At 43.2% G+C, this 12,013-nt stretch carries 11 protein-coding genes; 7 read left to right on the top strand and 4 right to left on the bottom strand.

Annotation, left to right across the window (positions count from 1 at the left end):
• Window positions 1-90 precede the first annotated feature (90 nt).
• Entirely contained in the window at window positions 91-2,844 is a 2,754-nt protein-coding gene (gene ppc / locus ACQCT8_RS10030; RefSeq protein ID WP_426870679.1) for a phosphoenolpyruvate carboxylase, read from the top strand.
• A 215-nt stretch (window positions 2,845-3,059) separates the two neighbouring features.
• Here the strand turns inward: ppc and ACQCT8_RS10025 are convergent, their stop codons facing one another.
• Window positions 3,060-3,317, bottom strand: coding sequence for a hypothetical protein (locus ACQCT8_RS10025; RefSeq protein WP_426870677.1), 258 nt, complete (start codon window positions 3,315-3,317; stop codon window positions 3,060-3,062).
• Between the two features lie 253 nt (window positions 3,318-3,570).
• Between ACQCT8_RS10025 and ACQCT8_RS10020 the strand changes: the two genes are divergently transcribed.
• Window positions 3,571-3,987 carry a hypothetical protein gene (locus ACQCT8_RS10020; RefSeq protein WP_426870675.1) on the top strand — a complete coding sequence of 139 codons (417 nt, stop codon included), beginning with the start codon at window positions 3,571-3,573 and terminating at the stop codon, window positions 3,985-3,987.
• A gap of 432 nt (window positions 3,988-4,419) precedes the next feature.
• Here ACQCT8_RS10020 and ACQCT8_RS10015 read toward each other — a convergent pair whose 3' ends face one another.
• Window positions 4,420-5,133 (bottom strand): bacteriorhodopsin, encoded by a 714-nt coding sequence (locus ACQCT8_RS10015; protein ID WP_426870673.1) that lies wholly within the window; start codon window positions 5,131-5,133, stop codon window positions 4,420-4,422.
• A gap of 55 nt (window positions 5,134-5,188) precedes the next feature.
• Here ACQCT8_RS10015 and ACQCT8_RS10010 point away from each other — a divergent pair, with 55 nt between their 5' ends.
• From ACQCT8_RS10010 to ACQCT8_RS10000, 3 genes are all read left to right on the top strand, one after another.
• Window positions 5,189-6,352, top strand: coding sequence for a serine hydrolase (locus ACQCT8_RS10010; protein WP_426870671.1), 1,164 nt, complete (start codon window positions 5,189-5,191; stop codon window positions 6,350-6,352).
• Window positions 6,353-6,458: 106 nt separating this feature from the next.
• Complete coding sequence (locus ACQCT8_RS10005) at window positions 6,459-6,905, top strand: hypothetical protein (protein ID WP_426870669.1); 447 nt, start codon at window positions 6,459-6,461, stop codon at window positions 6,903-6,905.
• Between the two features lie 11 nt (window positions 6,906-6,916).
• Window positions 6,917-7,432 carry a GNAT family N-acetyltransferase gene (locus tag ACQCT8_RS10000; protein ID WP_426870667.1) on the top strand — a complete coding sequence of 172 codons (516 nt, stop codon included), beginning with the start codon at window positions 6,917-6,919 and terminating at the stop codon, window positions 7,430-7,432.
• Window positions 7,433-7,493: 61 nt separating this feature from the next.
• Here ACQCT8_RS10000 and ACQCT8_RS09995 read toward each other — a convergent pair whose 3' ends face one another.
• Complete coding sequence (locus tag ACQCT8_RS09995) at window positions 7,494-8,837, bottom strand: alkaline phosphatase (protein ID WP_426870665.1); 1,344 nt, start codon at window positions 8,835-8,837, stop codon at window positions 7,494-7,496.
• Between the two features lie 221 nt (window positions 8,838-9,058).
• On the opposite strand from ACQCT8_RS09995, the gene ACQCT8_RS09990 reads away from it, so the two are divergent.
• Window positions 9,059-10,012, top strand: coding sequence for an aminoglycoside phosphotransferase family protein (locus ACQCT8_RS09990; RefSeq protein WP_426870663.1), 954 nt, complete (start codon window positions 9,059-9,061; stop codon window positions 10,010-10,012).
• A gap of 58 nt (window positions 10,013-10,070) precedes the next feature.
• On the opposite strand, the gene ACQCT8_RS09985 is transcribed toward ACQCT8_RS09990, so the two are convergent.
• Window positions 10,071-10,733 (bottom strand): hypothetical protein, encoded by a 663-nt coding sequence (locus tag ACQCT8_RS09985; RefSeq protein ID WP_426870661.1) that lies wholly within the window; start codon window positions 10,731-10,733, stop codon window positions 10,071-10,073.
• A gap of 191 nt (window positions 10,734-10,924) precedes the next feature.
• On the opposite strand from ACQCT8_RS09985, the gene ACQCT8_RS09980 reads away from it, so the two are divergent.
• Entirely contained in the window at window positions 10,925-11,980 is a 1,056-nt protein-coding gene (locus tag ACQCT8_RS09980; protein WP_426870659.1) for an LLM class flavin-dependent oxidoreductase, read from the top strand.
• The last annotated feature ends 33 nt before the right edge of the window (window positions 11,981-12,013 follow it).

Raw genomic sequence — 12,013 nt, 5'->3', positions numbered from 1 at the left:
CGAAATTCTTTTGTTCCTTCCGCATTTCCGCTATAATAAACTTTTAAGGTTTATTTTATCTGAATTTTTGGAAATTAGGAGGAAATGGATATGACTGAATCTACAGATCGTAACGCACCCTTACGCAGTGATGTGAAGAAGCTTGGCTCAATTTTGGGCGAAGTGTTAATTCATCACGGAGGGATTTCTCTCTTAAATAAGGTAGAAGAAATAAGAGAGACCACAAAAAACCTGAGAAAAGAATACAATGAAGATACTTATAGACATTTGAAGGAAGAAATCAGCGCAATTGAGCCGCCGATGCGTGAACAGGTGATTCGTGCATTTTCCATCTATTTTCACATTATTAATATTGCAGAGCAAAACCATCGCATCCGCCGCTTCAGGCAGTATCAGCTCGACGATGATGGGGTGATTCAGCCTGCTTCAATTGAAAGTGCGGTGGCGTACATAAAAGAGAACGATTTTGCACCGCAGGAAATTCAGCAGATCGTCAATGATCTGTCCATTGAATTGATTATAACAGCCCATCCAACTGAGGCGACGAAGCGCACAGTGCTAGAAGTTCAGAAGCGGATTTCCCTTCTTCTCAGGGCACTTGATAATCCGTATTTAACAAAAAAGGAAAGAAGAAAATATGATGACAGCTTATTTAATGAAGTGACCGCGCTGTGGCAGACGGATGAACTGCGCCACCGCAAGCCGACCGTTCTGGATGAAGTGAAAAACGGCCTTTATTATTTTGATGAGACGCTCTTTACCGTGCTTCCTGCGATTCATCAAGAGCTCGAAGATAAACTTGAAGACTACTATCCTGACCTCGAATGGACCGTTCCAAACTTTCTTCACTTCGGCTCCTGGATCGGCGGAGACCGGGATGGCAACCCGCATGTAACTCCAGAGATTACGTGGGAAACCCTTGAACTGCAGCGTAAACTGACGTTGAAAAAGTACGAGCAGGCACTTGTGGACCTGATGAAGCGCTTCAGCCAGTCCATTACGCGAGTTGAAGTAAGCGAAGAACTTTTCCGTTCCGTTAACGAGGAAGAACAGATGTATTTAGCAGAGGACGAAGCATGGCCGGTAGAAGGGGAAGTATACCGGCGCAAGTTTGCAGTGATGCTGAAGCGGGTGCGTGAAGTAGGAAAATCTGACCTTGGCTATGAGGACGCAGAGGATCTGCTGTCAGACTTGATGCTTATTAAGGAAGACGCAGAAAACCACCAGCCGGACAACCGTAAGCTTAAAACCATCCGAAAAGTCATTCGTCAAGTGCAGCTATTTGGTTTTCACCTTGCGACACTCGACATACGAAATCACAGCGGAGAGCATGAAGCCGCAATAAAAGAAATATTGCAAGTGGTTGGCATTACGGAGGACTATGCTTCTCTTCCAGAAGAAGAAAAGCTTTCCATTCTTGAAAAAGTCCTGAAGGATCCAAGGCCTGTGACCCTTTTGCAGGAAGACTATTCAAAAGAAACGCAGGAAGTGTTGAAGGTCTTTCAAATGATCAAAAAAGCGCATGATGTATTTGGCAAGCGTTCAATCAATGTGTACCTGATCAGCATGACACAGTCTTCAAGTGATCTGCTGGAGGTGCTTGTGCTGGCAAAAGAGGCAGGGATTTACCGGCTGCATGCTGACGGTACAATCGAGAGCAACCTGAATGTCGCTCCGCTTCTGGAAACAGTGGATGACTTGATCGCAGGTCCTCAAATTATGAAGATATTATTTGACATGGACGTTTACCGCGGTCATCTTGAAAAGCACGGCGACCACCAGGAAATCATGCTTGGGTATTCAGATGGAAGTAAGGACGGAGGAACGCTGACAGCCAATTGGAAGCTATTTAACGCTCAGCAGGAAATTCATGAAATGGCGAGAGAATACAATGTCGGCTTGAAATTCTTCCACGGAAGAGGCGGTTCACTTGGGCGCGGAGGCGGTCCGTTAAACCGCAGCATTCAGTCACAGCCAGGCGAAACACTAGGCCATGGCGTAAAGATTACCGAGCAGGGTGAAGTCCTTTCCTCACGTTACCTGCTAGGCGACATCGCGTATCGAAACCTTGAACAGGCAGCATCTGCTTTGCTGGAAGCTTCGGCAAAAGCCATCCGGCAGTTTAAGGATGGGCATGCTCTTCCTGCTGACTGGAAAGAGGCCATTACACAAAGCTCTGACGCTGCTTTAAAAAAATATCAGGCTCTTGTATTTGGAGACGAAGACTTTTTAACCTACTTTAAGCAGGCCACACCGCTTGGAGAACTGGGAGAGCTTAATATCGGCTCACGTCCAATGAGCCGAAAAGGAAGCCAGCGCTTTGAAGATCTCCGTGCTATTCCATGGGTATTTGCCTGGACGCAGTCAAGACAAATGCTGCCTGCCTGGTATGCTGCGGGCACAGGACTTCACTCATTTGCTTCGCAGGGACCGGAGCAGGTGAAGACGTTACAAGAGATGTACGAAAACTGGCCATTTTTCAAATCAACCATTAATAATCTTCAAATGGCCCTGTTAAAAGCCGATTTAACCACCGCAGAAGAATATTTATCATTGGTGCATGACCCGGCGATCGCTAAACGAATCTTTGGGGAAATTTCAGAAGAGTATGCCCTGACAAAAGAGGTGCTCCTGAAGATAACAGGCAACACGGAGCTTCTTGATCATACGCCTAATATCCAGGACAGTGTAAATCTGCGAAATCCTTATGTAGATCCCCTCAATTTCCTGCAGGTTGAACTGATCAAGAAAATGCGTGAATCCGACGATCACTCAGATGAACTGCTGACAGAAGTACTGCTGACGATTAACGGCGTTGCAGCAGGACTTGTGAACACAGGTTGATTTCTAAATCTAAAGAAGCTATGCAATAACGTAAAAAAGCTGAGACATTACGTTTGAATTTTAGAACATGACCCAGTATCTATTGTGAAGTATGAGGTGAGCGGAGTGGAAAGTGGCGACTCCTGCAGGATATGACTGCAAGCGTCCACCTGAAGCGCAGCGAACCGGTCAAAGAGGTTGAGCCACCGTGGCTCAGCCTCTTTTTGCTGTGGATTTTACAGCGGTTCTTCAGGTGTAGTGAATGCTGCAGAATTTGGTTGTCTCGACAACTCCATCTGCTCTCTTTGCAGCGAAAGGGATTCGCGCTGAATGGAAAGCCTTTCTTCAGCCCGGTGCTCCATGCGTTTAATGACTCTTACCGCATAAACGATGATGAAAATAAGGAGGGCAAAAGGAATGAGTGTAACAAAAATCCAAAAACCCGCAAAAAGAAGTGAGAGGATCGTGAAAAACCAATCGGGTTCAGATGACATGAAGTAATGGCTCCTTTCTTTTTGATACACGTTTATAATAATACGAGTATCAAACTGTAAATAGATTGATTTCATTTCGATAACGAAAAAAGAACACTAGTAAAAGAATAAGGTAAATAAGAATATTTTACCATAAAAAACGGATTGTCTATTGTTTTCATTTTGCAAGACAGATTGAATTTCTGTTTGCCAGAATCATAGTTGGGCTTCAGCGTGCATACGATTTTAAAAAACAGTTGGAGTGAGCGGGACGATGACAAGGAAACAGACAATAGGCATTTGGTTTATGATGCTGGCAGTTGGACTAGCGGTTTTTTTCAGCCAGACCCGCGTGGAAGAAGAAACAGCTGAAGCAGTATTTGCTCAGCTCTCTCAAACTGAACAGGCAGTCTCTTTAAAAGAAGTACAAGTGTTCAATGAAGCGCTGCTTGATGAAGGCGCGCTGTATGAACAGGTTAGGGAGGAAATGAAAAATAAAGGCTACGCTCCTTTTCGGATTATAGGGAATGCTTATACAGCCGACCGGATCGCTCTTCAGGTCCAGCTGCAGGAAAAAGCAGCCACGGCTGAAAACAAAGAGGAGATTCAATTGCTTTTCACCGAATTGATTATTAAAAATGGATTGACCCCTTCACGTTTTGATATTGAAATAAGCTCGATGCATTACTGAAAAAGAGGCTGGGACAAAACCCAAAAAAGTTTAAAAAGAGGATATATTTATCAATAGTAATAGGTGAGCGGAGCGGAAGGTGGCAACTCCTGCAGGATATGACGGCAAGCTGAGACTTTGAGGAGCGCAGCCCTGAAAAGGCTCAGCGGCGTCCCTGCGGAAAGCGTCCACCTGAAGAGAAGTGAACCGGTCGTAGAGCTTGAGACACTTTTGTCCCAAGCTCTTTTTGCATGGAGGAGGACAGGGCAAAGGGAAAACAATAATGATTATGCTGTGTTGAATTCTTTTAATTTTAAATTCTCTGTGAATGACATAAGGAACAATGTAAAATGTATTTAAGAAGATGAAAGTTTTATCATTTTAAAGGTCTTAGTTACTAAAGTAGCATTATGAAAATAATGATGTCATGCCGCACTCGGTTCTTCAGAATATCTATAAAGCAGTCATTTTATCTGCAACAGCAGGTGGGTGAAGAGCTCGCAAACCGTTTAAATCAAGAATGCTAAAACCAACTTTTGATAAAATAGGAAGAAAAATAAAGATTGCCACATCCGTTAGTTCCTGTGTGAGTCCCAAACCCGAAGGACCGATGATCCAAGCTGCAGGATAACAAACCCATAAAACAGTAAGATAGGCTGCTGTTCGTTTATAATGCTTCTCAAGCGCTGGACTTTCTTCCTTTGCAATGTTCAGCAAAGGCCCCCAGATTAAGGATAAAATAAACGCAAGAGCCCCAATCCCTATAAAATACCAGACATACGTTAACGAAGAGGGGGAAAAATCCGCAATGAGACCGGTTAAAATCATCACTACATCCGCTGATACCAGCGACCAGATCAGCACCTTATTTTTCTTCGGTGTGTAAAACATTGCAGTCAAAGCGAGTGCGACCAGCAATAATGGTGTAGTGACCACCCAATCAATATATCTGGCAAAATAAACGGTTTTATCAGATGTCTGAAGCAGCCCTTGACCAATGGCAATTGAGAAGTAAGCTAAACCGGACCATATCGGGATAATCGCAGCGATTAAAAATTCATAAGATGGAATTCCTGTCTTTCTTCGGCTCAGCCAAATAAAGTAGCCTGCCCCTGCAAACATAACCGCGGCATACACCCAATGAAGCAGTACAATGGTTTCATTCATCTTCCATACTCCTTTCGCAACTAAACTACCTTCAGTATGGACAGAAGAGCGGGTGATGAAACATTGGTTTTTGGATCCAGTATCTGGTCCGAAAACAGGATTCTCAAAAAATAGCCCTATACCTGATAATAGAAGAATCGATAATTTACACCTGTTCATCTTTTTGCGAATAGAAAAGGAGCTGATTCCAATAGTCGCCTGGTTTAACAAGCGCAATCAAGATCCGGATATTGTTTTAAGGTATGCAAAAAAGAGGAAAGCAGACAAAGACGTTTCCTTGCTTATTCGACGAAACAAACAAGAGCTGATATCTATCAACCCTGAAATCTCTCTGCCCCTGGCCAGTACCGTTAAGATCATCCTTGTGATTGAATTTGCACGGCAGGTCAGTACGGGAAAGATTGATGAAAACGAACGCGTGCCAAAAGAAGAGCTGTTGAAGTTTTATGTAGAGAAAACAGACGGGGGAGCTCATAAAGAATGGATGAAGGAGTTTAATAGAGAAACCTATTCATTAAAGGAAATTGCCATCGGAATGGCTGCCTACAGTTCAAATGCAAATACTGATTTCCTGTTAAAATACCTGGGCATAGAAGAAGTAAATCAAATGGTTGAGTCCTTGGATTTACAGCATCATTCCAGAATTTATCCGCTGGTGTCATCCTTGTACATATGCAATTATGTGAGTTTTAACGAAAAAATTACGAAAAAGAAAGAACAACTGGAACGCATGAAAAATATGACGTCAGAGGAATATATCCGATATTCACTACTCATACATGACCATATGGCAAACGAAGACAAAAAAGAGTATATGGAACAGTTAAATCTCTATTATGATCTTCAGAAGATCTGGTCTGACCGTCTGCCGGCAGGCTCTGCAACGGATTATGCAAGTCTCATGGAAATGATTAATGATGGGAATTATTTTGATGAGAAGATGCAAAGCGGTATAGAAGGAATTCTCGGATACTCGATTTTTAAAAATGAGAAAAACAGAGAATGGATTGAGCGGGGAGGCGTTAAAGGGGGATCCACGTTATTTGTGTATACATACGCTTCCTACACAACCGATAAAGACGGGAATCAAACAGTAATCATTTTTCTCTCAAATAATCTGAACATCCTGACTTTAAAAAAGCTGCAAACAAATTTTAATCTATTTGTGCTCAGGGTTTTAACTAGCGGCGAGTATCGAAAGAAAATAAGAAGCGAGTAAAGTTCCATCCATTACTGCAGCTTTCCCTGACCCTAAATAACCTGTCCGCATGAGCTTCAGCATCCCATCATATGATGGTGAAAACAAGTAAAGGTGCTGAATTAAGATGGACAGAATTAAGGGAAGCTTACTCGTTGGACTCATCGCATTTTTCTGCGTGATCCTGGCGATTAATGCAGAAATGTATGAGACGATACTGAATATGAGCCTGCTGAGCGGACTTTTAGCGGGAACCTTTCTTGGTGTTTATTTTGGTGAGACGACAAGGCGTGGATTACTGGCTTCCTTTTTTATGATTTGCTTAAGCGGCGGATGTCTGGCTTTGATGGTTCCCGAATACACCTACAGTGAAGCTGAAGCGCTCGTGGGAACGACACATCCTGGGGTTCTTACAGGGCACGAACAGAAAAAAGTCCCTGGTGATTCAGAACAATTTTCACTGATCCGTCCTTCCTGGCATTATCATATCAGCATGAAAACGGGGGACAAGCTGGTTTCCTACCGAGTAAATCCAGTGACAGGAGATATTACTCAACTATCAAGTGATCTATAGGAGAATGGTAAATGAAAATTAAAACGAAGAGATTGGACATTAGGGACTTCAAATCTCAGGACTGGCAGGAGGTCTGGCTTTATACTTCAAAAAAAGACGTGATGACGTATATGCCTGAAGGAGTTCTCTCAAAGGAAGCGGCGAAGGAATTGGTGGATCAAAACAGCAGTGATAATGCTGAGAAATTCCCGATTATTTTGAGGGAGAATGACCAGCTGATTGGCCATCTTGTTTTTCATCCGTATTTTGGGGACCATACATATGAAATTGGCTGGGTAATGAATCCCGCCTATCAGAATAAAGGCTACGCCAGTGAAGCAGCAAGAGCAGTGCTTGAATATGGATTTAGCGAACTGAAGCTGCACCGGATCATAGCGACATGCCAGCCAGAAAACGAAGCTTCTTTCAGGGTCATGGAAAAGATCGGGATGAGAAAAGAAGGCTGTTTTAAAAAATGCATCCCTCATGAAAATGGCTGGTGGGACGAGTATTATTATGCCATTTTGGCTGAAGAACTGGAAAATTGAAAAACACGGACGGGGAGCCCGTCCGTGTTTTCGCTACAGCTGAGTGCATTCAACCAGTTGATTACTGACCAAATTCAATTTTCATTGCTTCAGCCATTAATTCAGGCATTTCTGTGTTGTCAAGAAGACCGTGGAACAATCCTGATCCTGGCCCGTAAGCATAAACCGGTACGTCTACACCCGTATGAGCAGAAGTGGACCAGCCTACATAAGCATGTTCACTGACAATCGTATTAATGGTCATGCCGACTTCACCTTCAGGAGCCGTTTGAATTCTGCCTACTTCTTCTGCTGTTAATTTAAGTCCTGTATGTTCCTGAACGACTTTTCGTGCATTGCCGCGTTTTTTATTCAGCTGTGAAGCCATGTATTCACCTGTAGCTTCTACATTGCGAAGGATTTCTACATTGGAATTGTATTCGTCATATCCGCCGACAGACATGCCGCCTGTATCGTGGTCACCGGCAATGACAACAAGTGTTTTCTTATCTTTTTTCGCGAAGGCAAGTGCTTCTTCTACCGCTTCTTCAAAAGCTTCAGAATCCTTCATTGCCCAGGCTGCATCATGTGCATGGCCGGCCCAGTCAATCTGGCTTCCTTCTACCATAAGGAAGAATCCTTTTTTATTTGTAGATAGAGAATCAATAGCTGAAGTAGTCATTTCAGCAAGGCTTGGTTCTTCCGTCATTTCACGGTCAAGCTCAGGTGCCATAGGACCGTCTGCAAACAGACCCAGTACTTTTTTCTCTTTGCCATTCAGGTCCATCAAATCGTCTTTATTTTCTACAATGGCATAGCCATTTTCTTCTGATTCTTCAATCAGATTGCGTTCTTCCTGATTGCCGCCAAGTGATTCAGGAAGGAAATTGGACTTCCCGCCGCCAAATAGGACATCCACTTCATTGACCATCTGCAATGCAATGGCTGCCTCACTGCCTCTAGATGGCACATGAGAAGCAAATACAGCAGGTGTTGCATGTGTAATGGTTGAAGTCGCTACGAGACCGGTTGATTTTCCGGCATCATCCGCTGCTTCTAAGACCGATTCTACTGAGCGGCCATTTGGGGTCACGCCTACCATTCCGTTATTTGTTTTATGTCCAGTTGCCATAGCTGTTCCGGCTGCTGCAGAATCTGTTACCCAGTTATCAGAGGAATTGGTTTGCATCATGCCGACAAGAAGAGGATCAAGCACCGTTTCTTCTCCTTTAAAGATGCGGTAATTTGTTGCATAGGCTGCTGAATACCCATCCGGAATCATGAAGATCACGTTTTCGATCTTTGACTTGCCTTTTGCATTTTTGGAAGGCCCTGCTTCTGCTTCATGAACATACGTAACACCTGAAACGACCATGGCTGTACACAATGCGGCGGCTGCAAATCCTTTGAACTTTTTCAATTCCATTCCTCCTATGAAGATGATTTTCTTACAATTTTTAGTTTAATAGGACATAATTGAGAGAGTATAAAGAAAGATTAAAAGATAAGTGAAGTTTAATACGAAAAGATTTCAAAAAGGTTTTTGATGTTAACTTTAACAATTAAAGGTAAATAAAAATTTATTTCTCATAATAGGTACTTTTAAACTTGTGAAAATGACGAATACAATTTAATAAGGAGGTTCATATGGAGCTTCAGACAGAATTTTTAAATGCAGTCCGCCATTATGCAAAGGAGAAAGGGGAGAACTGGCTTGCTGAGCTGCCGGTTCTTATTCAGCACGCTGAACAAAAATGGGATCTAGACGTAAAAGAACCATATGAGCTGTCAATTAATTATGTCGCACCTGCCGTTAAAAAGGATGGAATAAAAGTGGTTGTTAAGATCTGTCTGCCTGATAATGATGGATTCACAGATGAACTAAACGCTCTGCGTGAATTTAACGGGAAAGGCATGGTTAAGCTGCTAGATTGGGATGAGGAAAAAAAGATTTTTCTGCTTGAAAACATCTCCCCCGGCATTTCACTTGCAAATGTAAAAAAGGATGAAGAAGCCTGCCGAATAGCAGCTCGTGTGATGAGGTCTCTTGCGCTTCCTGCTCCTTCAGAAACTTCAATTCCGACCATTGAAGCAAGAAAGCGATCACTTGAAAAGATCATAGTTGAGCATCCGGAAGGAGTTGGGCCGATCTCATTCCCTGTTTTAAACAAAGCTTTTACTCTTTTCAACTATTTACTACATACAGCAGGGCCATCCTTTGTCCTTCATGGAGATTTTCATCATTTCAACGTACTTCTCTCAGGTGAAGAGGAATGGGTGGCGATTGATCCGAAGGGGCTGATTGGAGAAATAGAGTCCGATTTGATCCAGTTTCTTTTAAATTGTCTCCCTGAAGATAATTTAGAAGTCTTTACACAAAAGAGGGTGAATATTTTTATAGAGGCACTGAACTTACAAGAGGAAAGACTGCTTCAGTGGGGGTTCTGCCACACAGTTCTTGCCACCGCCTGGTCTGTTGATGAGGATGGAGGGTATAGTGAAGGCTTTTACGGGATGATTGAAGTGTTTGAAAGATTAATGAGGGAAGCGGGGGCATCTACAAACAAAGGTTTTCAGGTGTGGAAAAATAAGAATGACTAGCACACGCATTCAAAGGAATTGCATCCTTTGAGTACGGGTGCTTTTTTGAACTCCTGATTTACCATAATGAAGTTTCTTCATACTCGTAGGTAATCTCATCTTCCTTGATTAAATAGTGCATATCTTCTTTTTCCAGGATGGACATAAGGATGAAAGACTTGTTTACGAGATTTTGATTGTAGGTCTGTAAAATAGAGTTCAGCTTTTCGGCATCAAGAGTGGGCGAGCTGACGGCAAGCATTTGGTAGATAAGGTCCAGTTGTTCATTAAGGTAACGCTCAAGCTCTGCTGTTCGTTCATCTCCGCTATCCATTTGCTCAGTGATTAGAGAAAGAGACTGATGAATTAACTGAACGGTTTTTGAATCAAGAGGCCCGTGCTGTGCGGAAGTCGTAAGGTAATTTACTTGGTACCCTAGTTTTGATTCAATTTCTTCTGCCTTTTGAAAATAAGAATGAATCTTTTCATCTGAACCGCTGCCTTTAAAAGCTTCTGCTGAGGGAAAAGGCGAAGTGTCAGGAAAAAACCATGTGTAAGCAGCGTACAGATTCCAGGTTAAAACTAGCCCCCCAACCACCCCTCCAAGTACGAAAAACGGTTTTTTTCCTTTTCCTGCGGAATATGATCGATGTGCAAGAGAACCATCTATGTACTCCTGACTTCTCAGGCGGTTGATTTCTTTCATTTTCTTTCTAAATTCCCGCTGACGTTTGTTTAGCAAAATGCTTCCCCTATTCCTCTTCTTTTTGAGACTATTATACTGAATAAAAGTGGTTAAATAAATAAAATAACCATTTATTTCATTAAATATATGTAAATATATTTAAAGCGGATAATGTATACAAGAACTTCATCACTCGAGCTTGGCCGTCTTTTAAAGTATAATAAGTCAAAAAGAGGGAGGGGTCATGATTGAAAAACGGCATATATCCGGATAATGGGCTGGAGTTTGGTCTGTATACGCTTGGAGACCATTTGCCCAATCCTTTAACAGGAGAAAGAATATCGGCTGAACAGCGGGTTCAGGAAATTATCGAATATGCCACACTAGCCGATGAGGCAGGCATTGATTTTTTCAGTGTAGGCGAAAGTCATCAGGAATATTTTGTGACGCAGGCTCATGCGGTGGTGCTTGCAGCGATTGCCCAGGCAACAAAGAAGATGAAAATCGCCAGTTCGTCTACCATTATCAGCACATCAGATCCGGTTCGGGTATATGAAAACTTTGCGACCATTGATTTGATATCAAAAGGCCGTGCAGAAATCGTTGCAGGGCGAGCATCCCGGATTGGGCTTTTTGAGCTTCTGGGCTATGATGTCCGTGATTATGAAGCGCTGTACGAAGAGAAGTTTGATCTGCTGCGTAAGATTAATGAAGAGGAAGTTGTGAATTGGAGCGGTGAGTTCCGCGCACCTTTAAGAAAAGCCGAAATTCTGCCACGGCCCCAAAAAGGCTCTTTGCCTATTTGGCGTGCAGTCGGAGGATCACCTGGCAGTGCGATTAAAGCAGGCAGGGCAGGTGTGCCGATGTTTCTTGCCCACCTAGGCGGGCCGGTTGAGTCATTTAAGCCGTCAGTGGATGCGTATCGTCAAGCCGCTGTTGAGGGAGGATTTGATCCGGCTGAATTGCCAATTGCGACCGCTGGATTCTTCTATGCAGCCCAAACCTCCCAGCAGGCAGTCAGGGAAATGTATCCTCATATCAATGAGGGGATGAAAAAAACAAATGGCCAGGGCTTTCCTGAACGGCTTTTTGCTCAGGGAGCACATCGTCAAAGCGTCATTAACATTGGCAGTCCACAGGAAATTATCGAGAAAATCCTTTATCAGCATGAAGTGCTTGGGAATCAGCGGTATGTGGCTCAAATTGACTTTGGCGGCGTGCCGTTTGAGCGTCTAATGAAAAATATTGAGCTCATTGGAACAGAGATTTTGCCGGCGGTTAAAAAGTATACGACGAAGAAATAGCAAAAAGCCGCAGTCCGGTTGAGGACTGCGGCT

The organism is Jeotgalibacillus proteolyticus (genome assembly GCF_050107735.1).
GTDB lineage: Bacteria > Bacillota > Bacilli > Bacillales > Jeotgalibacillaceae > Jeotgalibacillus > Jeotgalibacillus proteolyticus_A.
The sequence above is the reverse complement of the archived record's forward strand: the minus strand, read 5'-3'. Positions and strand labels throughout refer to the sequence as shown.

Excerpts from the sequence above, each read along its gene's own strand:
- ACQCT8_RS10020 (WP_426870675.1), top strand. The coding sequence starts at position 3,571 with ATGACAAGGAAACAGACAATAGGCATTTGGTTTATGATGCTGGCAGTT.
- ACQCT8_RS10025 (WP_426870677.1), bottom strand. The coding sequence starts at position 3,317 with ATGTCATCTGAACCCGATTGGTTTTTCACGATCCTCTCACTTCTTTTT.
- ACQCT8_RS10000 (WP_426870667.1), top strand. The coding sequence starts at position 6,917 with ATGAAAATTAAAACGAAGAGATTGGACATTAGGGACTTCAAATCTCAG.
- ACQCT8_RS09995 (WP_426870665.1), bottom strand. The coding sequence starts at position 8,837 with ATGGAATTGAAAAAGTTCAAAGGATTTGCAGCCGCCGCATTGTGTACA.
- ppc (WP_426870679.1), top strand. The coding sequence starts at position 91 with ATGACTGAATCTACAGATCGTAACGCACCCTTACGCAGTGATGTGAAG.
- ACQCT8_RS10005 (WP_426870669.1), top strand. The coding sequence starts at position 6,459 with ATGGACAGAATTAAGGGAAGCTTACTCGTTGGACTCATCGCATTTTTC.
- ACQCT8_RS10010 (WP_426870671.1), top strand. The coding sequence starts at position 5,189 with ATGAAACATTGGTTTTTGGATCCAGTATCTGGTCCGAAAACAGGATTC.
- ACQCT8_RS10015 (WP_426870673.1), bottom strand. The coding sequence starts at position 5,133 with ATGAATGAAACCATTGTACTGCTTCATTGGGTGTATGCCGCGGTTATG.
- ACQCT8_RS09990 (WP_426870663.1), top strand. The coding sequence starts at position 9,059 with ATGGAGCTTCAGACAGAATTTTTAAATGCAGTCCGCCATTATGCAAAG.